Origin of the sequence: Thermacetogenium phaeum DSM 12270 (assembly GCF_000305935.1) — a bacterium.
Taxonomy (GTDB): domain Bacteria; phylum Bacillota; class DSM-12270; order Thermacetogeniales; family Thermacetogeniaceae; genus Thermacetogenium; species Thermacetogenium phaeum.
Genome location: NC_018870.1, coordinates 1,766,699 through 1,788,864 on the forward strand (window position 1 = coordinate 1,766,699; position 22,166 = coordinate 1,788,864).

Annotated in this window: 21 protein-coding genes, 2 tRNA genes and 1 pseudogene; 17 read left to right on the top strand and 7 right to left on the bottom strand. The window is 48.7% G+C overall.

The features are described 5' to 3' along the window. The first annotated feature begins 5 nt into the window (after nt 1-5). The 10 genes and pseudogenes from TPH_RS08690 (at nt 6) to TPH_RS08735 (ending at nt 11,097) form a co-directional block, all read left to right on the top strand. The gene (locus TPH_RS08690; RefSeq protein WP_148275889.1) at nt 6-407 is read left to right on the top strand and encodes a hypothetical protein; all 402 of its coding nucleotides are present in this window, start codon (nt 6-8) and stop codon (nt 405-407) included. A 146-nt stretch (nt 408-553) separates the two neighbouring features. Continuing rightward, complete coding sequence (locus tag TPH_RS16200; RefSeq protein WP_015050828.1) at nt 554-886, top strand: transposase; 333 nt, start codon at nt 554-556, stop codon at nt 884-886. Between the two features lie 31 nt (nt 887-917). Further along, nucleotides 918-1,719 (top strand): annotated as a pseudogene (locus TPH_RS15990) (IS256 family transposase). Nucleotides 1,720-2,239: 520 nt separating this feature from the next. Further along, nucleotides 2,240-2,692 (top strand): hypothetical protein, encoded by a 453-nt coding sequence (locus tag TPH_RS08705; protein ID WP_148275890.1) that lies wholly within the window; start codon nt 2,240-2,242, stop codon nt 2,690-2,692. A gap of 943 nt (nt 2,693-3,635) precedes the next feature. Beyond that, entirely contained in the window at nt 3,636-4,499 is an 864-nt protein-coding gene (locus TPH_RS08710; RefSeq protein ID WP_236608775.1) for a LuxR family transcriptional regulator, read from the top strand. 189 nt (nt 4,500-4,688) lie between these two features. After that, on the top strand, nt 4,689-6,299 hold the full coding sequence (locus tag TPH_RS08715; RefSeq protein ID WP_015050832.1) for an NHL repeat-containing protein: 1,611 nt from the start codon (nt 4,689-4,691) through the stop codon (nt 6,297-6,299). Nucleotides 6,300-6,399: 100 nt separating this feature from the next. After that, complete coding sequence (locus TPH_RS08720) at nt 6,400-7,641, top strand: hypothetical protein (protein ID WP_015050833.1); 1,242 nt, start codon at nt 6,400-6,402, stop codon at nt 7,639-7,641. A 511-nt stretch (nt 7,642-8,152) separates the two neighbouring features. Continuing rightward, entirely contained in the window at nt 8,153-8,884 is a 732-nt protein-coding gene (locus TPH_RS08725; protein WP_015050834.1) for a hypothetical protein, read from the top strand. Between the two features lie 99 nt (nt 8,885-8,983). Beyond that, nucleotides 8,984-9,286, top strand: coding sequence for a hypothetical protein (locus TPH_RS08730; protein WP_015050835.1), 303 nt, complete (start codon nt 8,984-8,986; stop codon nt 9,284-9,286). A 5-nt stretch (nt 9,287-9,291) separates the two neighbouring features. Then, a complete protein-coding gene (locus TPH_RS08735; RefSeq protein WP_015050836.1) occupies nt 9,292-11,097 on the top strand; it encodes a hypothetical protein in 1,806 nt (601 codons plus the stop codon). A 248-nt stretch (nt 11,098-11,345) separates the two neighbouring features. Here TPH_RS08735 and TPH_RS08740 read toward each other — a convergent pair whose 3' ends face one another. Beyond that, nucleotides 11,346-12,260 carry an IS1634 family transposase gene (locus TPH_RS08740; protein ID WP_015050837.1) on the bottom strand — a complete coding sequence of 305 codons (915 nt, stop codon included), beginning with the start codon at nt 12,258-12,260 and terminating at the stop codon, nt 11,346-11,348. Between TPH_RS08740 and TPH_RS15995 the strand changes: the two genes are divergently transcribed. From TPH_RS15995 to TPH_RS08750, 5 genes are all read left to right on the top strand, one after another. Next, nucleotides 12,229-12,306 carry a cyclic lactone autoinducer peptide gene (locus tag TPH_RS15995; RefSeq protein ID WP_236608870.1) on the top strand — a complete coding sequence of 26 codons (78 nt, stop codon included), beginning with the start codon at nt 12,229-12,231 and terminating at the stop codon, nt 12,304-12,306. The genes TPH_RS08740 and TPH_RS15995 overlap by 32 nt on opposite strands. A 307-nt stretch (nt 12,307-12,613) precedes the next feature. Next, nucleotides 12,614-13,459 carry a hypothetical protein gene (locus TPH_RS08745; protein WP_148275891.1) on the top strand — a complete coding sequence of 282 codons (846 nt, stop codon included), beginning with the start codon at nt 12,614-12,616 and terminating at the stop codon, nt 13,457-13,459. A 387-nt stretch (nt 13,460-13,846) separates the two neighbouring features. Continuing rightward, nucleotides 13,847-13,924: a cyclic lactone autoinducer peptide gene (locus TPH_RS14805; protein WP_236608871.1), complete on the top strand. Its 78-nt coding sequence runs from the start codon at nt 13,847-13,849 to the stop codon at nt 13,922-13,924. A 9-nt stretch (nt 13,925-13,933) separates the two neighbouring features. Then, nucleotides 13,934-14,503: a hypothetical protein gene (locus TPH_RS15150; RefSeq protein WP_148275892.1), complete on the top strand. Its 570-nt coding sequence runs from the start codon at nt 13,934-13,936 to the stop codon at nt 14,501-14,503. A gap of 47 nt (nt 14,504-14,550) precedes the next feature. Beyond that, entirely contained in the window at nt 14,551-15,066 is a 516-nt protein-coding gene (locus TPH_RS08750) for a hypothetical protein (RefSeq protein WP_015050840.1), read from the top strand. 429 nt (nt 15,067-15,495) lie between these two features. Here TPH_RS08750 and TPH_RS08755 read toward each other — a convergent pair whose 3' ends face one another. The 6 genes from TPH_RS08755 to gltX all read right to left on the bottom strand — a co-directional run bounded on the left by TPH_RS08755 (nt 15,496) and on the right by gltX (nt 20,990). Continuing rightward, nucleotides 15,496-16,014, bottom strand: a complete 519-nt coding sequence (locus TPH_RS08755) for an RNA-guided endonuclease InsQ/TnpB family protein (protein ID WP_015050841.1) — start codon at nt 16,012-16,014, stop codon at nt 15,496-15,498. 95 nt (nt 16,015-16,109) lie between these two features. Continuing rightward, nucleotides 16,110-16,185 (bottom strand) — tRNA-Glu (locus TPH_RS08760). Nucleotides 16,186-16,193: 8 nt separating this feature from the next. Next, a tRNA-Gln gene (locus TPH_RS08765) sits at nt 16,194-16,267 on the bottom strand. Nucleotides 16,268-16,345: 78 nt separating this feature from the next. Further along, a complete protein-coding gene (locus tag TPH_RS08770) occupies nt 16,346-17,569 on the bottom strand; it encodes an ISL3 family transposase (RefSeq protein ID WP_015050842.1) in 1,224 nt (407 codons plus the stop codon). Between the two features lie 394 nt (nt 17,570-17,963). Further along, entirely contained in the window at nt 17,964-19,406 is a 1,443-nt protein-coding gene (locus tag TPH_RS08775) for an ISLre2-like element ISTph1 family transposase (protein WP_015050843.1), read from the bottom strand. An 84-nt stretch (nt 19,407-19,490) separates the two neighbouring features. Continuing rightward, a complete protein-coding gene (gene gltX, locus TPH_RS08780; RefSeq protein WP_015050844.1) occupies nt 19,491-20,990 on the bottom strand; it encodes a glutamate--tRNA ligase in 1,500 nt (499 codons plus the stop codon). Nucleotides 20,991-21,153: 163 nt separating this feature from the next. On the opposite strand from gltX, the gene TPH_RS08785 reads away from it, so the two are divergent. Both TPH_RS08785 and TPH_RS08790 read left to right on the top strand, forming a co-directional pair. Beyond that, nucleotides 21,154-21,633 (top strand): HEPN domain-containing protein, encoded by a 480-nt coding sequence (locus TPH_RS08785; protein WP_015050845.1) that lies wholly within the window; start codon nt 21,154-21,156, stop codon nt 21,631-21,633. A gap of 236 nt (nt 21,634-21,869) precedes the next feature. After that, nucleotides 21,870-22,166 carry a 4Fe-4S dicluster domain-containing protein gene (locus TPH_RS08790; protein WP_015050846.1) on the top strand — a complete coding sequence of 99 codons (297 nt, stop codon included), beginning with the start codon at nt 21,870-21,872 and terminating at the stop codon, nt 22,164-22,166.

A 22,166-nucleotide genomic window follows, 5' to 3' on the forward strand; every position in this document is an offset into this window, starting at 1 on the left:
TTGAAATGTTGAAAATGAACAGATTGATAATAGTTTTGCTTTTCGTGCTGATAATCGGGGCTGGAGGCTTTGCCGCCCCGTTTTTGTTCATCCAAGAAAAACTCCCAGGGCTATCATCCGAGGAGAAAGTTGTTACAGAATATGCCGTGTTACAAGTTCGCCAGTTAATTGGGGGTTCGCTTGAGCCTTTGGTGGCTTTTCGGTTTAAAGTAACAAACATAACGAGAAAACCAGGAGAGTCGTTAATATATTTGCCGCCAGATGAGACACCTGGTAGTGTCAGATTTTATAAATTAAAATGTGCATATGAAGTTACGGTTGATGCCTATACCTTTTTTGGGATCAGATACAGTCAGTTTATTGTTGATACCGGGAAAAGTTCAATTTCCAGGACAGACAAATTGTGAGGGCTCTTAAGTTGATATATTTCATGTTTTGTGCAAGGGGTAGGCGGTAGCGTAAAATTAATTGTGTAAAAAGGATCACCAATAAAAATGGCGTACCCTCTAATATAGACAAACATCTCCTAAAAATAACTAAAGGAGGGTACACCTTGAAGATTAGTCTACCAGAAGAAATGCAATCTGTCCAGATCAATGAAAAATGGGGGCAAGAAATTTTTATCGACATCCGGGGTTTTATCAAGCACGCCGTAGAACAGGCGGTAAAACAAGAGCTGACCAATTTCCTAGGTTATGAGCAATACCAAAGAGGTGAGGAAAGACGGGACAATTACCGCAACGGATATTACGAAAGGGATCTTTTGACCCGCTTTGGCCTAATTGAAGACATCCAGGTGGCCAGGGACAGAAACGGGGAATTTGAATCAAGGGTTCTTTCCCGCTATAAACGCCGGGAAGAAAAAATCGATAGACAGATTCATTGACCTCTTCATCGGCGGGATCAGCACCCGCAAGATGAAAAAGGTCACCAAAGAACTATTCGGCAAGGGTTATTCTCCCGGTACCATCTCCCGGATCAACAAACAACTCACCCAGGAGATGCGTGCCTGGCTGGAGCAGCCTATTGTTAGACGGTTTAAACCTGCCGGTAAAACGCTTCGCTGTGAGTAAAGAGTCTCTTCTCGTGGCCATCGGCATCACCGCCGACGGCTACCGGAAGATCCTGGGGGTGCAACTGGGAGATAGAGAAAGTGCTTCCTCCTGGAGGGAGTTTTTCAAGGATCTAAAAAGGCGGGGTTTAAAAGGGGAAAGCCTCGTCTTAGGGATCATGGACGGTCTGCCAGGTCTCGAGCAAGCCTTTGCTGAGGCCTTCCCGAGGGCCCGGGTGCAAAGGTGTGTCGTGCACAAATTAAGAAACGTAGCTGTAAAACTACCCCGCAAAATCCAAAAAGACTGCCTGGCCCATGCAAAGCGCATCTTTTACGCCGGTTCCTTAGAGGAAGCTGAAGAGCGCTTCCGCACCTGGAAGGAAACATGGGAAAAGGTGGCCCCTTCGGCCGTTAGTTGCCTGGAAAAGGATTTGGCGGCGGTTTTAAGCTTTTACACCCAGCCCAAGCCCTTATGGAAACTGTTACGCTCCACCAATACAATTGAACGGACTTTCAAGGAATTCCGGCGGCGTACCCGCCAAATGGACAGCCTGCCCAGCGAGGATTGCTGCTTACGTTGTATCTACGCCATATCTTGTGAGCTCAACCAGACCTGGGCAAAGAAAAGGATTGACGGATTTGTCAAGGCGAGCAAGGCTGTTGCTTAAATTACAAACATCGGATATTTGAGGTGGAGCCAGCTGCTTTCCCGTCCCTTATTCCCGGGCCGGTGGTCTCCAGGGTAGCGGTTTAGGGCGCAAGAGATGCCTTTGTTACGGATATTGGTTATTCCTTTTAATTAAGTAAAAGGGTGGTGGTTAGCAGATTTTGGCTTTAGCGGTAATTCAATGAAATCTTAAGCCACTTTTTCCAAATTATAAATATTAGAGGGACGTCATTTCATAAAATTTTTACACAAAAGTATTGACACTACCCGAATGTAGCCGAGCAGAGAATTCTAGAACTAAACCCAAGAGTGGCAAGGGAGGGGTTATAATCCGACACAAGACCATAATTTATTGTGCGCTAGTTTCTATGGTGCTAATAGGTGCATGTTTTTCATGTTTTGGTTCATTATACAACACGAAGTACAATCGTTTAAATGAGCTGTGGAGAAGCACCCTACGCAATGATTTGGACAAAGATGTCGTGAGGTTATACCTGGGACTGAACGATATTTGTGAGGAATTGAAACAAACAGGTTGGCAAGAGATTAGTCTGACAAGGCTGTATACAGTAGACGCTAAACTTGAACAATTTTTAATCTTTGCCAGGCTGGATACAATTTCAGAACTTGAGCACAATACTTCTCCCCAGGACCGCGTGCAAATCGTTACCAGAGAATTTTGGAATGCCGGTTTCTCGGAATTGCCTGCTATTTATCAGGCAATGAAGTGTTTTCGCAACTCTTATGTAAAACCCTTAATCGTGTTGATAAAAGAAGATAAACAGTTAACAGAAGAGCAGCTAGCATCCTGGATGTGGGCCAAGGAACAGGTCTGCAAAATAGCCGAAGAGACGGCTAAAATAAAGCGAGGAAGCAGTGAAGATTATCTCAAATCCGACCAGTCTCAGCTTAGTGCAGTTCGGAATGCAGTGAAAATGTCCCTTGCTTTGATTAGCCGGAAACCAGGAATTTAATAAATTGCATACTCCCTACCCAAAATACGCTCTCGAGAGCGGCATTCCCTTTCCTTGAGGCCGTGTAGGTGGCGCATCTTTTGTTTGCCGGATTGTCAGCCAGGTTGACTTTTGGGGCGACCCTCAAGCTATCGATACTTGTTGAGGTCACATGCAGGGGTAGAACCTACATGTGACCGACTCGTTTTACGGCCTTCCTGGGGGATTCCTGACGGCCTTAGCATCACCATCCTTGTTAATAGGGACTGTAACACTCCCGGTGCCCTTTGGGGCGGTTTCGTTGCCGGTGGCCGCGCCGCGCTCATGGTGGTCATATTTCACGCTTCCAGGGTCTCCTCCAGGTAGCGCTTCCTGGGGGGAGCAAAATCGTAATCCATCGATAGGATTCGCTCCTGAAAGGTAACCTGGGGGTCTTCGTCCTTTTCGACAATACGTATCCCATAACGGAGCACGCTGTACTAATAAGAGGAAAGAGGTGCCTCGTTTAAAATAAAACACGGAGATCCACGGGATAATGCACCAGTTTGTCCAGGGCGTTTTCCAGAGTAAGCTCATAATAAATGGCCTTCCTGCAGGCAGTGGGGAGAGACAGATGGCAGCCTCATCTCCCAGTTTTCCCGTTGAGGATTCCTAACGGTGACCGTTGTTACAACGGTTATTTTTTTATAGACACGGGCAAAGCCCGTTCGTGCACTATTATAACCCGTTTGTGCCGCCTTTTGACCAGTTTGGGAAGATCAGGCAGGAATAAGTCTTTCCGCGTCTAAAGGGAACTTCAGCACCGATTTCCGGCAGGTGCTGGATAATAGGACAAAGCTTGGAGAAAGGAGTTTCGTGGCAGGAAGGTAGACTTACTCTTTAATAACTGTGCTAACTATGTCTCCCAAGCCCACGCCGGGATGCGCCAAAACTTTCAAGTTAGCCGGTCTTGTACCAGGGGGAGGTGAAGTTTGCCTTGCCTTTTTCGCCCAAACCGGGAGCGAGGGCAGGAGATTGCCACCTCGATCTCTGCCCGCCGGCTGAGTTGGCGCAGTCTTACGCCCGCTGTTACTCCCTGAAGGTGCCGCCCGACCTTATAAAGCCCCGGCGGATCCTGTCAGAAACCGAGCTTGGGCCGTGCCTGAAAGCCGGCGCCTCGTTTATCGCCGTTGCCGAAGGGGTGATCACCCCCGTATGCCGTGCCGGTCTGCAGCGAGAATATATCTATATCCTCTGCGATCCGGAACTCGTAGCCCTCAAAATCTTCGCCGCTCCGGAGGTTTTGGCTGCGGCTGAAGAGGTCGGGGTTAGGCCCGGCACCGTCTTCACCGAGGAAAGCTGCGGGACGAACGCCCTGGCCCTGGCGCGGGAGCACCAGCGCCTTGTTGCCATACGCGGCGAGCAGCACTACTGCCAGCTCTTCAAGGACTGGTGGTGCGTCGCCAGCCCGGTGAAGGACCCAAACGGCAAAATCTCAGGCTACCTCGACATATCAATGCACGCCGAGAAGGAACTGGGCCTGGCCGCGGCGCTTTTGCAAACGCTGGTGGCCTTGATAGAGCGGGAGCTTTTGCTAGTGGAGCTGACGCAGCGCCAGCAAACTGATTCCATCGCGTTAGCACCACTCCGTATCCCGCCGGAGGCGGCCGCAAAGCTCACACCACGGGAACGGGAGGTTTTAAAGCTGATACTTGAGTGGCTGGACGACGTAGAGATTGCCAAAAGGCTTTACTTGAGCATCGGGACGGCCAGGACCCACCGTCGAAACATCTACCAAAAGCTCGGCGTGAGCAACCTACGCGAATTGCTCGCCAAACTCAGCCGCTGATCAAAGGCGAATAAAAAATACCATTTTTGTGGTATTTACGCCGGAGCGCGGCCAGGTTATGCTGTGGTAAAAGGTGGCAGCAGGAAGTTTTGAGTCAGTGGAGGTGATGGATGATAAGGCTGAGCTTTGAGGTGGTTCTCTTCACGGCGGAAGGTTAATGGAAAAATTTTTTAAGGAGGTATCCATGCTATGGCGAGACTTGGTGCCCGGTGGCGGGCGGTCTTGGTGGCGGTGCTGGCTGTAGCGCTGCTGGCGGTGCCTGCTACAGTGGGTTATGCAAATGTATCGCAGGCGGAAAAGTCATTTTTCAAAACTCTCGTCCGAATTCCTGTTTCCGAGGAGGGAATCGGTTATACGGATGCTCTGGGAAGAGGATATCCTGAAGGCCCCAACGCCTTTGAAGTACAGGGAAGCAATATATATGTTCTCGACAACGCGCACCATCGGGTACTTAAATACAACAAAGATACTGGGCAGTTCGTGGAGAAAATATCTTTTCCCGAGGAGTTTTGGGCATATAGCCTCGCGGTCGATGCAGCTGGGAAAATATACTTATTAGATGTAAGTGCAGAAGCGGTAATTGTGCTGGTCGACGGAAAGGTTATTGTAAATCGATTGGGAAATGTTGAAATTGAACCCGTGGCTGGTTTCGGGGTTACCGAGCAAGGAGAGGTATATGTGGTTCGTTCTGGCCCGGACGCAATGGAAACGCTGGTACTAAGGCCTGATCCTTCTGGTGACTTAACAGTCATTACCAGTAACAGAGGAACGATGGCACCAGATGGTACATTGTGGCAAGTCGAGCGTTTATGTGGGTCTGCAAAGGAAACTGGAGTTTCTGTTTCTATGCTCAACCTCAATAAAATGTTTAAGTTTCCCGACTGGCTCGCCGATTCAATGAGCGCGTTTAATTGTTTAGGAAAAGCAGGAACCACATGGTTTTTCAGAATTACGACGGACGAGACTGATCTTATCGTTGGGCTAAATGACCAAACGGGAAATGTAGAGCAACTTGTGACCTTTTCGCCAGTAAGATACGCCTACCCTAACAAAGATGTGACCATCGACGCAGACGGCAACGTCTATCTCTTAGATCCCTCTGCAGATGGGATTTCCGTAGTCATGGTTGCTTCCTGGTCTTCCCTGAAGGAAATTCCACGCCTGTTGCAAGAAAAGCAGGTAACTCCTGCTATTCGTGAGGAAGAAACAAAAGGTGTTACTCCAACGAGCATAAGCAGGTCCCAAATAATGTCGACGGCAAGTGCTTATCATGCTAAGCAGTGGTACTGCAACCGGTACAACTACGAAGGGACCTACGCGGAGAAACCTTGGCAAAGACCAAGATATATCAACCAGGGATATAACAGATACTACCAGTTTGTTCCCTACTGTTGGGGAGGGTTTAGCTCCTTAAGTGGCTTCGACAGTGAGCTCAGCAGTAACTGGGCAGCAGGGAATATCGATACAACGGGCAATTATAAGCAAAAGACGGCAGGAGTTGATTGCTCTGGATATGTGAGCAGGTGCTGGGGACTTTCTTCAAAACGGAACACTTACGGATTGATGAGTTCAGATATTTCCGTTCGGCTAAACAATTTTGCGGAACTCAAGCAGGGTGACATTCTTTGCAACGCAGATCATGTAATGATCTTCCATTACCGGGATGCCAACGGGAACTATGTGTTGTACGAGAGCACTAAACTCAACGCCTACGACCGAGTAGCGCACACTGCACGTTCTAAATCTTCGGTTGAGAGTTCTTACGGTCCATACCGTTACAAATATTTGCTTGATCCCTAGATTACGTGTAAGATTGCTTGCGTCGTCTGTGAGGGGGGAAGGAGGAACAGGGGCTCCTCTTCCTCGTATTTTATGCCCTGGGAAAGGAAGGGATAATGAAATGGCAAGAAGAATAATATCCATCTTATTCTTGGCCCTTGCTCCCTCTTTTGTCATAGTGATGCTCGGGGATCTCACCGGCTGCAACGGCACTTTAGGTGCTTTGAAAGAAGCAAACGATTACTCGCCGTTGCTTGGCTACGTATCGGTTACTCAGGAGCAAGACAAGGAAGTCTGGACCGGGCGGCTGCGCGACAGCCGGGGCAGAGAAGTAATGCTATTTAAGTTCACACCCTCCGGAGGAGAGGCAAAGCAAGAGTACCTCCTTTTCCCGCGGCGGTTTTTCGCCTGGGCGGGAAAACATGTGGCCTATTGCGGGGCTGAACAGCAGGAAGTCATCCTTGTCGATTACCAGACGCAGAAAGAGGTTTTCCGCAGGCGGCTTCCAGAGCGCGTTACTTACCTCAGTGCTCACCCTGAGGAGGAGGAATTTCTCGTTGCCACCAAAAAGGCGCTTTACCTGGTGCAGCCGGCGGAGGAAAGCAGCGCGCCTCGTTCCTCTGAAAAAGCACCTGCATTTATTTTGCGCCGTCTCAAAGACGGGGTGTTTCACTGGCCCGCCCTCTCCCCGGATGGACGGCAGGTAGCTTCCGGGAAAAAGGATGAGAAAGGCGAAGGGACAGCACTCGTCGTGCTTGACCTCTCGAGTGGGCGCGAAAAGGAAATGCTCCCGCCTTTCACCAATCCGGCTGCGCCAGACGTGGCTTACCGGATCATCACCTCCGTCGCCTGGACTCCCGACGGCAAAAAGATCGTGGTGGGGACGACCAGCCCGGCCGACCCCCGTGTGGAATGGCTTGTCACCCTCGACCCTGAAACCGGCCAGAAGCGGGATCTTATGAGCACTACCCAACTGTACACTTCCCCCGGATGCTTTACGCCGGACGGGAAGCACTTTCTCTTTTCTCAGGGCAAGCCGGATTATCGTGAGTTCCTGGGGGAAGGAAGTCAGTACAAGGGTCCGGATGTGCCCGACCCATTCCGGGCTAAGCTAGTCCTTCTGGAACTGAAAACCGGGCGGCTCACACATCTCCGGCACATTCCACCCGACTTAAACTCCTACTGGCCGCTGTGCGACCGGGAGGGGAAAATCTATTTCCTCGATAAAGACCCTAATCTCGTGTTTTCTTCACCACACCAGTCTGCTGCAAGTGTAAGCATTTATCAAGTGCCGCTACAAGGGGGACAACCGGAACGCCTGCTTGGGGTTAAAGGCCTGGTGAGTTATGCGGTGATTCGTTGAATGGTACCGCACTTGGCCTCCTCCACCCGCTGCCGTTCCTTGGGGTGCGGCCTGCGCTGTTTCCGTAGACACAGGCAAAGCCCGTTCGTGCACTATTATAACCCGTTTGTGCCGCCTTTTGACCCGTTTGGGAAGATCAGGCAGGAATAAGTCTTTCCGCGTCTAAAGGGATCTTCAGCGCCGATTTCCAGGGGGTGAGAGGCGTGTTTAAACCGCTTACGAGAAATCTTCCGCGATTCGCTTATGGGGAAGGGTGGCTCTCCTACTTCAAGCCCAGCCAATTTTACACCGTAATAATGGACACAACTAGAAAGTGTACCGTATGTTTACCAAATGTGTACTAAAATTGTTTTAATTGGCATAATTAATCCTTGACAGCTGCCGTTCACAATTCTCACTGGAAACTAAATTACTCACTAAGGGAGGGGAGGGAAATGGAGTAAGAGAACAGCATCTTCCCGACAACTGTATGAACCCTTAAGAAAATTGAAATTGAAAGGAGAGTGAAAAAATGAAAAAATTCCTTAGAAAAAAGATCAGTCTATGGATGGTTTCCCTCTTCACGGTGAGCATCCTCGCCACCTTTACCGTGGGTCTGCCGTTGGCGGGTGCCGCCGATACCGACCTGGAAATGCCGGCTAGTGCCAGCACAGAAGTTAAGGGACCACAGTTGATCAGCAGAGATCAATACGATGCCGTTTACACCGCTCCTGGCGTAATGGTCGACAAGGAATCTTATGAAGCTGAATATGGAAAACTCAACCCATTTACAAAATCTAAGACCGCAGGTGATGTGAGTGTCCTTTATACCGCGACACTTTCTGGTTACAACAGTAAAACAATCACCCCGCCTGGGGGATCATCTTCCTCTATCGATTCCGAATTCGATGATAACCTTACCTACAACTTGTGTTGCCACGGCTCTGTTGATGGTGACTCTCACACCCACTGGTGGGGCACTACCCCATACAACGCTGATCGGGTTAAGCTGAGCGATAAATTGACCTTCAAAGGCGTAAGCGTTTCTATCGGCGCTGGTTCCGGGTGGTCCATCAGTGGCGGCTCTACATCAAAGACGGCCACTTGGACAGGAACCGTTTATAATAATTGGAGAATCGACCACTATTACTATGGAATTACCTTCGATGGCTATGATCTTTGGGCTTCCCACGATGCGACGGGAGACTACAAGTTCGGCACATCGTTCTATACCATCAACGCCTACGACAGCACTTGGCTATAAGCTGATGGTTACTCGTGACCTGATCCCGACCTCTGGTCGGGATCAGGTCTTTAAGTGTGTATTCGTTAAGGATAATTTAAGATTAGGAGGAATACAGTCATGAATGAACGATGGTTACTTTTCTTAGGTGTCCTTGCCCTCTTCTTGATCGCTATCGTTTTGGCATTCCGGCCCATCCCTCAATCTGATACCTCAGCCGCAGTAGAAATTCCTGCTCCTCCTGTTATCACACCTCTAGGGAATGACCGTTTCATGGTCACCGTTGTTGACCCTTCCGACTCGCAGGGGCGCTACATTGTTATCTCTCTGGCTTCCGGGAAACCCCAAGTGGTCGCGGAGGGCGATTGGAAGCCTCTTCTATTTGCCGCGCCCCAGGAAGCCAAAAATAAACATATTAAGTAAACGCCATGTTCAGAAAACGATTGGTATACGTATTGCTTTTACTGGTGGTACTTCTTTCCGGTTGTGCGCTATGGCAATCCGACAAAGCAACCGTTACTGGTCCTTTGATAAAAGTGATCTCCGCTGATCTGCCGCTGGAGTGGCGCCGGGCTACAGGTAGGTTGGTAGACTCGGCCTGGGTTTGCGGGTCAGGGGAAGCAGGTTACGCAGAACCGCCCGTGGTTCCAATCGGTCAAGTGACCAAAGAGAAGCTTTACGCCTCAGCTTGGACGGCCGCGTTGTTGCACCAGGCAAACGAAACAGTCAGTCCTGACGTTCTAGCCCTTCTCGACCCATGGCTCGATCAACTGGTGCAGCAGGAGTTTACCGTATCCGATGGTTATCCAAAGCTCCATAATTTATATTTATACTACCTGCTTCGGACGAGCCTGGGAAAGACTGTAGATAAGGCGGTTTGCTTGAGAGAGTTGCTAAAACTCCGACATACCAACGGACTCTACAGTTGGGATGAGGGAACAGCCCCGGAACTTGATGCCACTCAGGTGGCAGCCAATCTGCTTGTTTTCTTAAACGCGCCAGAAGAGGCACTTTCCCCCACCCGCCGGGCGCTGCAGACTCTTCTGAACTCCGAGTGGACGGCTGCACCGGATTCGAAGACAGCTCTTATGAAGCAAGGTGGACCATTGATACTGGCTGCCTATCGACTGCACGTACCTTTTGATCGTTCTCAAGCACGCGCTTTTGTTGCCGAATGGACAACCAAAACTCTGGAGCAGATCGGAAATGATCCTTTCTCAATCGAAGTTCTTCTCCAGTTAGCCGAACTTCATCAGGCAGTCGGCTCGCGGTTGACTCTCCCCTTGATGTTAATACAAGAAATCACATCAAAGCGTGGTATTGACGGAGGGTTTTCTATTCAGCCTGATCAAGGGTTAGAACCTCAATACACCTTTAAGGTTCAGAAACTCCTCTTGCTGGTCGCCGGAATCCCCCCTGAACCAACCGCTGCCCGCAAAGCGGCTCAACGGTTTCGCGGCGATAGTTGGTATACAACTGGGCCGTCCCGGCCAGATATCTTAGATACCTATTATGGTCTGGCAGTCAGCCGCCTTCTCAACATAAAGGTGCCCAAAGAATCCTTGGTGGCAAAATTTCTGCAGGTGCGGTTAGAGCAGCTGACTGCTTCTCCACCTGACCCAAAATCGGTGCGTAAGTCTGCTGCAGAAATATACTATATCCTCGCTTCGCGGGAACTTCTGGACCAACCGTTTATGGTATCCGGTCGAGTGAGTTCCTGGATCAAAGAGGCCTTGTACTGTGCTGTCGATGAGGGTTCCGTGGCTGACTTTCGCGACCTTGGGCATCTAACGGGTGCTGCCGCATTGTTGCAGATCAAAATAAAAAAGTCATTGCAGACGAAAATCACCTCCCTCATGCTCCGACCGGAGCACCTGAACGGCGATGAACTAAACAATGCTTTCTGGATTGCCCAGATAACCAGGGCGCTGGGCCTACCTCCCGATAAGTTGCGTCAGGCTCCTTCCGTAGCTACTACGTTAAGTGTGAAGGATGAAGGGGGAGGATTTCGCCATGCATCGAGCGCTCCTTTTCCTGACCTCTATTCCACTTACAAGACCTTAGAGGTTTTTAGGACCTTCGCTCCCAATCGGGCCAAGGGGGTGTTGCCCCGGGTAAAGGACTACGTTCGCTCCTGTCTCGATCCGAAAGGTGGAATTGTAGCGGCTCCCGGCCTTTCTCCAACGTTACGCAGCACATTCGAAGGTCTAACCCTGCTATCTCTTGAGCTATAAACCATCGCTTGTTTTAGTCATCAACCTAGGAAAGTGCCGCCGCGGGTGGTGTTATCGTAATTCCAAATTCCCATGTAATGATGATTGTAAAGAATGATACTATTGAAAGGCTTTTCAGTGCTCACACGATTGACCGGTTGAAATACTCTTATGCAAAAATACGTCCTGCGAATATTATATTCGATATTCCGCGTGTCAGAATATTCCATTTCCTATTATTTTATCGTAGACAATTAAAAACTCATTTATCACGCCCCTGGATACCAGGGCAGTGGCTTAAGGTAGACATCCACAGGCTCATATCCGGCCCACCTCACCATGTTTAAAGCCTGCTCATTTTGATTACGGGGGAAATAGCGTTTCCCGTTGACGATAACCACCACGATAAGGCTTAAGATCTCCATAATAGTCTTGATTGAAGGCCGGTCGGTCTTCTTCTTGCCCGGCAGCAGCACATATTGCTTGTTCTTTTTCAAACTCTTGCGTACCCGGTACTCCAGGTAGGAAGCAATTAGAAGCACCAGGATAAAAACATAACCGAGCGCCTGGACGCGGTTGGGTTTTTCCAGGTAGACAGGGCCGAGGTAGACCGGGCTCTTCAAGAACCGGAACCTGGTCTCTATCGAATTCTGGTTTTTGTACTCCTGGAGAATCCTGCGGTCATCCCAATTTTGCTTGTCCTTGACATTGGTAATCAGGACAAAGGTTGACTCTTTTTGGCGTAGATGCTCATAACACTCCTGTTTCATCTCTCCAATTTGCCATTGACACCGGTAAGTAACAAAGACTTCCGGTTGTTCCCCCTTCCGGGGGCGGCCCTTGCCGGAATAGGAACGCTTTTCTTCAAGTTTTATTTCGCCCTGAGTTGCAAATCCCATTGCTTCGGCCTTTTCCTGCAGACTTTTGAGGGCTGCTTCAGCATCGGGTATACAGGCAAACCTTTGCCGGGCCAGTTCTTTCGCAAACTTTTTCAGTTCTTCTTTTTGCTTGGCAATGCGCTGCTTCAGTGTTTTTTCCTTTTTCGCCTCCAGTACCGAGGAGTGCACCACCACAAAATCATATTTCCTGCCGTCAAGTAGCATGTTCAAACCGCTTAAGACAAATCTTCTGCGATTTGCTTCGGCGCTGCTCCTGCTCGTAGCAGCGACGGGAGCAAGCACCACTTGCTGGTTCCACTGGTATCAGCCGAAAGTGCCGGAAAAAGGATGATCGATAATTTTCTTCAGGGTCATAAAAAGAGCGATCTCCGGTGAACCAGTAGGCCATCAACCAACTTTTCATTGGAGGTGAGTGCTCTTCCTTTGCAGGCAAGGGTGCAGATAGCTTTATTTTAGCCTAACGCTCGACTTAGTAAAGGAAGGCCACCTGGAGTTTTGGTCAGAGGAGGTGGTGGATAATAGAGTAAAGCCTTACGGAAAAGAGGCCGCAGCAAGAAGGTAGACTTTGGCAACGAATTTCAGTGAGATAAGCTAGTTCGATGCATAAACCCTTTAGGTTGCTAAATAAATATAGGCGCTTGCAAAACTTAGAGGGAGGTAGAAGCCATAAAAAAAGTATTTCAATTCTTGTGGTTGTTTGTTTACTTTTATCATTAGCTGTCCCGGTTGCCTATTCTCACAATGTTTCGTCTAGTAGAGATAATCTAAGCCCCTGGGATATTCTACTGCAAAATAATGCTGATAACGTCTTGCCGTTAGACGAAGGCATTAAAGAATTTAATAAAAATAAAGCAATTGCTGACCAACAAAAAGCCGAAGCAGAAGATAAGGCTTTACAAGAAATACTCCAAAGGGCAAAAGCTTTCCCGATTTCTTCTGATGCTCCCGGTACAGTTTCTCCGGCCGCTACCCAGATAAAGTATTGGACGTGGTTTCCTTATAGGAGCCAATCAAAAGGGGGCTCGGGAGTTGGTTGGAGTAATGCCTATTGGCCCTCAATAGGAACTATCTATAATGGCTCAAGAGCAGAAATATATGGTTCATTTTGGGCAAAGGCATGGGGATATGACTATTATATTCCATCTACAACTGGAAACTATTCCATTATAACTGATTTCAACGTTACAGGAAGCATTTGGAGCGGGAGTTCGTTGGCGGTAAGAGTCAAAGTTGCCGATACTACTAATGGTCAAACCATAACAAGAACCATTTTCAATCCCACTTCCGGATATTTTGATAACCAGCGTGTAACTTCCACAGAACAGTTTTATCTATATGCGGGGCATAGGTATTCATTTATGTTTGAAACCGAAACTAATGCAGGTGCTGTTGTCTCCGCTACCATGGCTGATTTTTACTCTAAAGAATTCGATGGCACCCAGAGAAAAATTGTCTTTAATTCAATGGGCTTATATCGCAACTAAGGTGAGAAGATGGATTATCAGATTCTTTTAAGCCTATTGTTATTAGCTGGTTTGTCTACTATTTCCGTCAAGCTTTTACTTCACAAAAAAATAAAGCCAGAATCGTTGACCTGTTGGTGGTAGGCATCATCCTCTTTATGAGTCCAAAAATCCATGTTTATATTAAAACCGACCCCCTAATGATTGCCGGAATATTGGTATTTGCTTACGCATGGGGAATCTTAATTATTGAAAAATTCTGGGAAGGCTATAAAGAAAATGAGAAAAATCGGTAAGGAGGGGGTTGCTGGCCCCTCCTCTTCTATCCCCGTATGTAACGTTCAGTACACGGTGATTTACTCTGCCCGACAAATTGGTGTCTAATTTCTAGGGTATATTCAACTGCTCCTGCTCGTAGCGGCAACTGGAGTAAGCACTACTTGCTGGTTCCACTGGTATCAGCCGAAACTGCCGGAAAAGGGATAACGGATATTCTTGAAGGATAAAGGAAGCTTGGCAGGCAAGCTAAAACGAAAAAAGAAAAGGTGGGGGATTAAAATGGAAAAAAGTTTAAAAGTAGTTTTCTTATGTTTTTCGACCGTGTTCATATTTTTAGCAGCTTCTTTTTGCGTAAATATAAGCGCGCAGGCAGCCGAGGAAATAAGTGGCTACAATCGTTTTAGTCATAATGCTTATTCTTTTGATTGGGGATGGAAGACATTTAACTATCATGTTAGTTACTATGCTTTAGCAATTACCGGAGGTAATAATGCCTATAAAGCGGTAGCTAATCAAGACGTACATGCCTACAAAATTCCGGCAGATGGGATTTGGCCTCCTTCAGTAGGAAATGGCATGGTTAATCTTTACTATGTTTATCTCCTTGATACAAACAATACTGTAAAGGCCAGTCAGAGTGGACAAATCTGGAGCAACGGCTTGCACTGGCCTAGAATGCTTCCTCCGGGAACCCTTTCGCTTTTGGAAAAACATTGTTACGATTTATTAAAAGGGATTCCAGCTGGTACCACAAGGATCTGCTCAAAAGAGCTGTCCAGAGCCTGAAGAATATAGAACAGCCAACTGACCAGGTCGCTGCTTGGATTGAGGCAGTGCCTCTTACAGTTGGCGAACTGGAGTTCAGAAAAGGCTTAGCTGCATCTTCCGGCCCTGTACTTGAAAAACGCGCCGTTAACGTTCTGTTTGAAGAAAAAGTTCTCCTGAACGAAGCCCTAAAGAGAAAAATGCTTCACACTCCAGAAGAAGTCGACGCATACCTGGCCTGGGAAAAGAAAGAATACCAGACAAACCCGGAGTACCGCGCGGGAGTGGATCTGATGATCAAGGAATGGAGGCTTTCCGAAACCGAGTACTGGGAGGAATACGAGTGGTACAACGCCTTCCGGATCACCATGTGCGACAAACTGTACAAAGCTGTGATCAAAGAAGCAGAAGAGGCCGGGCAACTCCTGAAACCGGACAAAAGCGGAGTGATAACCCCTGAAATCCGGGAAGCAAGGGAATCCTACTGGAACCGCTACACCCTGGAACTCAAGAGAAAAGCAAACGTCTTGGTCGATCAGGATGTTGTGAAAGAACTGAAATTTGACTGGAATTTTCAGAGATGAATTGTCGCTCTAACGCCTTGGCGGCCTTCTTTAGAACGCGAAAGGTTCTTTCCAAGTTAAGTCCGTTCCTACGACATCATCCTGGAGTCCGGAGACAGGGTTTTCTTGAGCAGGGAAAAGGAAAAGGAATTGCGGGAAAGATTCGCAATAAAATAGGGACACATCTCATTTCCCAGGCTTAGGCTTCCGGTTGAGGATTCCTAAACGGTAACCGTTACAGTAACCGTTGTTACAGTTGTTACAATGATTATTTTTATGTAGACAAAGCCCGTTCGTGCACCATATAACCCGTTTGTGCCGCCTCAATGAATTGAGGGGCATCCTCAAGCGCGGGATGGCAGCTTTCGCCGCAGGTTAGCCAGCATTCTCCGGATGATCCGGATCATCACCTTGGCCTTAAGGGGTGTCACACTCCCCTTTCTCGCAGGGTCATGCCCCGAGAGCATCGAGCGCTCTAGCGGCTATGTTTATAGCTCCAACTCTGTCCGCATCAGACTGGTAGCCGCATTTCGTGCATTTGAACCAGCCCTGCTTCTTCCGATTGTAGCGGGAAACATTCCCGCACTTGGGGCATGTCTTAGAAGTCTCCTTGGGATCGACGTAGATTACGGGCACGCCTTGAAGCGCAGCTTTATACTCGATGAACGAGGCCAGCTCCCGGAGGTTCCAGCCCGACATCATCCGGTTGAACTTCTTGGATCCTTTGGTCCGTTCCCGGATGCCCAGCAGGTTTTCCAATGCAATCGCCTTGCTTTCAGCTTTCGCGATCTCGACAATACGCCTGGAAATACAGTGGTTGATATACCGCACCCATCTTCGTTCACGACCTGCTTCTTTCTTGACACGGGACAGTCTCCCTACCCGCTGGAGCGCTTTCCGCCGTTCTGCCCAACGCTCTTTTCGCCACCTTATCTGGCGGCCATCAAAGAAGATGTTGTTGGACAGCACGGCCATCCCTTGATTGAAATCAGGGGCATTCTGGCAGGAAATTTGTAAAATTGGCTATAGGAAAAGGCTTCCAACCCCGGAAGCCTTGATTTTTCTGGTAGCCCTAACGGGACTCGAACCCGTGTCTCCACCTTGAGAGGGTGGTGTCCTAGACCGCTAGACGATAGGGCCCTGTTTTCTGGCTGCGGGACCAGGATTCGAACCTGGGCTAGATGATCCAGAGTCACCTGTGCTACCGCTACACCATCCCGCATCCTTTTACGCCTATAAGTATACGCGAATCTTTACCTTTCGTCAAGGATTTACTGGCTCTATGTCAATAGTTGTGGGATCAAATTTTGGGGGCAACATCCCAAGAACATTTTCTTAATGAAATGGGTACGATTTCCAACCCGAAGCTTAAGCGTTTTAGCATTTTAATTAGGGTGTTTTTACCTTCTATATAACCATTAGTGTAACGCCGGCCTTGCTGGGTATAACTTACGAGGTTTAATATTTCTGACTTCCAGGACTTGATAGTACGAGCCCATACCCGTCCTTCTGCATTTTCAGCGCATTCTGCATTTATGAGCCAACGGCTTAAAGCAGCTTCTGCCTCCTCTACCCGGTCCATCTTTAGGATCTGTCTCAAATCTTCCTTTAGCTGGTACAATTCATAGAGGGACGGGTATTTATTCTTAATTTCCTCTAGCTTTTCTTGTTGTCTGGGAGTAAGTTTCTCTTTAGCTTTAATCAAAGGTAGACGAGGTATATTCTCCTTGCTTGCTTCTTGCTCTATCTTTCGTGCTTCATTTAAGCGACGGTTAGCGTCCTGGATTACATGGAAGGGGTCTACTATTATCTTGGCTGAAGGAAAGACTGTTTTGATTAACTTACGCCAAGAATCTTTCATGTCAATTACTACTGCCTCTACTTTAACCCCAGCTTTCTTGAGCCCCTCTAGGTAACCCTTTATAGTTGCCTTTTTATCATCCTCTAAAACAGTCAAAGGCCTCTTGTCCGGTTCCAATCTCCCTACCACACATACAAAATCATTCCCGCTAAAGGATAGCTCATCTAAGGTTAACACTATAGGCTCTTGAGTATCATTCCAAGGAAGACTAGGCTGGATATACTTGTCCACTAATCTTATAACCCTACTAGGATTAAGGTTTAATAGTTGGGCCGCATAGGTAAAGCTCATCCTCTGGGCATAATAAACTACTGTCTGCACCCCTAATCTTGTAAATCTGGCCCAGGGGCTGGTACCCGGAGGACGAAGGGTATAAGTCTTATGACAACGGCAACACTTATACCGTACAGGGACCCAGGATAGAATAATCCACCTCCCGTATAAAAAAGCGTGACGAATTTTTCTTTCTTTGGGCTTCCGGTTTTCCTTTAAAAAGCCATGCCTATGTAATTTGCCTTCGTTGCATACAGGACATACCTCTGGAGGGTCTATGGTTACCTTTAACACAATATCCCCTGGGTCGTGGGGTTCTTCTAAAACGGGCTGTAATATTTTCTCAAAATTCTCTTGTCCTTCGAGGATGAACGTGTTAATCTTATGCATAGGGGCACTCCTTTCTTGAAGGGTTTTGTTTGCTAGCATTCAATTTGGATGTGCCCCCGTTCTTTTCCTCCTACAACCAAAACGTGCCTTCCTCCTTGCTTAATTCCATCTACCCCTATCCCACACTTTTTATTATAGAGCCGGATTTACTCTTGAACGTCCATGTCAAGATCCAGTAGGTATTTTTAAATAAAATTTTTCCCCTTAAGAGACCTCGACGTTCAAAACCTTAAGCTTCAAAGCAATGGCTTTGACCTTGAATTTAACTGAAGATTGTTGAGATAAACTTGACAACCAGGTAGCTAGGAGGAACAGACAACAATAACACGTTACCCCGTCGCAAAACATTTAACACATGCAGAGGCCAAGCTATCAGTGCTACTCGGAAAACCGGTTAGCAAATAAGAGCAGCAAATTCCGGCCGGGTCAGTTCCCGTAAAACATGTTTTATCCAGGGACGATCCGCAAAAGGCCCTTTTAATGCCGGTATTGTCGCCTGCAGCCATTCCCCTATTTCTCCGGCTTTTTGTTTTTCTACCGACTTTTCTACCGGTTTTATCTGCGCTATCTCCTTCAGCTTTCCATGTTCCACTGGCCAGCGCGAAGCATAATTGCTAAGCTCTCCGTTTGCTTTGGCAGCCAGAAGCCGGGCCATCCGGTCTCCTCCGGTTGTGGTCCACTTGGCCCCCAGGCGTTTCATCCGCCGTGCTACGTTGTGCTGAATCTGCCCTTCGATGGTTCCTAAACGTTTTGCTCCTGCCGAGTTAATAATCCCCGTCCAGTTCTCTTCAAGATAATGCAATAGCTTGATGAGCCTCTTTTTCCGGTTGCCTCTGGTTTTTTTGATTGCTTCTGTGAGTATTGCTTGGGTTTCCTGCCAGTTGCTATGAGAGATGGCTGCGCCTACTTTCTGAAAGGTTTCTTCGTCATACCAGAGGGCTTCGGTTAAATGCCTGTTTAGATGGTATGGGTCTAAGCAGTATACAGCACCGGGGAAGTATTCCAGCCCCTCTTTGATCCATTTTGCTCCATCGCCACCTATGTAGATCTCTTTGATCTGTTCTAAATCCCATTTCCCCCCAGCCCGAGCATAGCTCTCTTCCCAGGCCACTTGTCCTTCACTTAGGGTGCTTACAACAAGCTTGTTTTGCAGGGCAAAGCGGTTCCGGCTAACTTGTTTCTTCCCTTCGTAGGTTACTATGTGTTTGATTTCTCCTCGCTTCTCTTTTTCCCGTTGCAGATTGACTATCACTCCGTCACCTTCAATATGCAACTCCCCAACCACTTCTTTCCCACCTGGTGCTCCTCCGTCTTCAAATACCGCCGCTCTCTTCTCTTCCCCTTCTCGCTGCAGTATTTCGCCTGCTTCTTGGGTGATATGCCAGATGGTCATGGTGCTTAATTTAGGTACAAGATAACTCAATATCTCCGCTGCCCGGCCAAAGGAAAGTTCGGTGCTTAGTTTGATTGCCAACTCTTTGAGGTAAGGAGTAACCCTGGCCCGCTCCGGCCAGCCCAGCAGTTCGTCTAAAAAGAATTTGGTTTCCCCGGTTTCTTTGTTCCTGTACAGGCGCCTTTTTAAGGGAAATTCCCCAAAGGTGCTGATGGCTGTTTTTGTCCGAAAACCGACAACCTCCCAGATGCTCCGGTCTCGTTCATTCATCAGACGGGTATCGATCTTTTCTAATGCCCAGGTGAAAATCTGGTTACACACGTCCTGGCAGAGTTCGTGAACCCCTTTCTCAAGCTCAGAGAAGTCTTCGCACTCTCCAATTAATTTGACTAAACCTTTGACAAAAAGAAGGACTGCCCCCACTATGTGGCGAATATCTAACATGAGACCTCACACTCCTTTTTGGGGTGATAGATTTTGGGTGCCGAGGTCTCTTTTCTTTTTAAGAAGCCGATCCCCTTCTTTTACCTACTGAAATTTTACATGGCCCTCTTGAACAACCAAGCCTTTGATGAAGTTAATTGCCCGTTCGAGCCTGTTCAATGTCTTCTCCTTCCCCAGAATCACCATGATATCAAAGAGCCCTGGGCCCATCGTCCGGCCGGTAAGGGCGAGCCTGGTTGGATGGATGATCTCCCCGGCTTTGATGCCCAGTTCCGCGCTCAGATCCCGGTAAGCTTTTTCTGTGCTTTCGAGATCGAAAGGCTCAGTTTCGGCAAGCCTCCTGCGGGCCATCTCCAGACGCTCCGCTACACCTGCCTTCTGGAAATGCTTCCGAACACCCTTTTCGTCATAAGAAAAGTCGTCGCTGAAGAAGTACTCAGAGGCCTCGGCGATCTCGGCAAGAGTTTTAACACGGGTGCGGACGGCACCCACCACCTTCCGGATGTACTCCATCTCCTCAGGGGTTGGCTCTGCCGGGATCAGGTTCTTACGCTGCAAAAAAGGAACGGCCAGATCGACGATAAGGTCGAGGTCCTCCTGGTTCAAGTAATGGCCGTTGATCCAGGTCAGCTTTTTAAGATCGTAGATCGCCGCCGTCTTCCCCACCCTCTCCAGGGTGAACTGGCGCACCAGTTCCGTAATGGAAAGGATCTCCTCTTCCCCCTCCGGTGACCAGCCCAGGAGGGCCAGATAGTTGATCAAAGCTGCCGGCAGATAACCCATGTCCCGGAATTCCTCCACCGAGGTGGCCCCGTGGCGTTTGCTCAGCTTACTGCGGTCCGGCGCCAGGATCATGGGAACATGGGCAAAAACGGGCAACGGCCGGTCAATTGCCTGATAGATCAGAATTTGCCGCGGGGTGTTGGACAGGTGTTCCTCGGCACGCAGAATGTGGGTGATCTTCATAAAGGCATCATCCACCACGCAGGCAAAGTTGTAAGTCGGCATGCCGTTCGATTTCACGATAATGAAGTCATCGAGAACGTCGTGTGAAAAAGAAACATCCCCGCGGAAATAGTCGTGGACAACCGTCTCCCCCACATCAGGCACGCGGAGCCTGACGGCAGGGCGCAGCCCCTTCTCTTCTTTTTTGAGCCTCTCCGCCGTTGTCAGGTGACGGCATCTCCCGTCATAGCGGGGCGCCTTTCCTTCGGCCAGCGCCTGCTTCCGCCGCTCCGCCAGTTCTTCGGGCGTGCAGTAGCAGTAGTACGCCAAACCTTTAGCCACCAGATCCTGAGCAACCTCTTCATAGAGTGACAGACGCTGGGATTGAAAGTAGGGCCCGTATTCTCCTCCCACCTCCGGCCCCTCATCCCAGTCAATACCAAGCCAGCGGAGCGCCGAGAGGATCCCCCGCGTCGACTCCTCCGTGGAACGGACGAGATCGGTATCATCTATACGCAAGATCAAACGTCCCCCGTTGTGGCGGGCAAAAAGCCAGTTGAATAAGGCCGTCCGGGCACCCCCGATGTGCAGGTCTCCTGTAGGACTGGGCGCAAAGCGCACCCTGATATTCCTGTCCATAATCTATCCCTCCGTTTTTTAAGAATGCCCGCTTTTACCAGTATACCACAGCCGATACTAAAAAAAAGTGCTTCCCTGTCATGGTTTTAAACAGCTGCCTGCTGCACATTGCACCAGGATGTGGCACATTATAAAATAAAAGTAAGATGGGAGGTGAACCAGGATGAAAAAACCGAAAACGGGCCCCAGCCCATTTGAACTCCTCAAGTTTCCCGGCTCCTTCTGGCCATTCGGAAAGAAAAAAAAGGGCAAGCGGGAAACCGAGGACGAAGATGAAGAGCTGTATTCCCTGTATCAAGCAAGAGAAAACTGGAAGAAAGCGCTCCTAAAGAAAAAAGCCGGACAGTACGACATGGCGACGATTTACTTCCGAAAATCCCTCGAAATGCTCATCAAAGCAAACTGCCCCGGTTACGTCTCACCTGCCGAACGCAACCTCTTAAATCTTTCCAAGAAAGCATTCCCCGCATTACCAGAGCAAATTCGCAGTGCCATCACCTTCCTTAACCCGCATTACACCCTTGTCAAGAGTGTTTATACCCCTGACTTTGCCGATGAAGTCCACGAACAAGCCAGACTGGTGGCCGAATGGATCTTCTCCCAAAGCTCTAAGCTGAAAAGATTCGAACTCGACCCCCGGTGATATTACAATAAATTACTCATCTTCCAGGTAACAATACGTATGGAAGGCGCTCATTACGGCAATTCTACTTTCAAAGGCTTTCCACTGTAGGCGGTAATTTCTACCCTTTCAAGGGAAGAACCTCACCGGGTCAAAAAACGGTCCCCCCGTTTGGGCCAGCCAATAACGAACAAAGCATAAGCATCAGAGCCTAAAGAACCGATCATTAAAGAATCTGTAAAGGAGATGGACAATCGGTGGCATCAAGATGGCATCCTCACGTCTACGAAAACGACCGGGGGACCTTCGCCGTTTTTCCCGAACTCTGCAAAGGATGCGGGCTGTGTATTGAAAAGTGCCCCACCAACGTCATCGAGTGGTCCCATCACCTGGCCTTTAACGGGGTGCCGACCGTGGAACCTCGTATGAAGGGCTGCATCGTTTGTGGAACCTGCCAGACGGTCTGCCCTGATGCGGCTATTGCCATCTTCCGCCATGACGGGAAGAACCCACCGGCCGCCGAACCCCGGGAGGCCAAAGAGACGGCGCCTTGA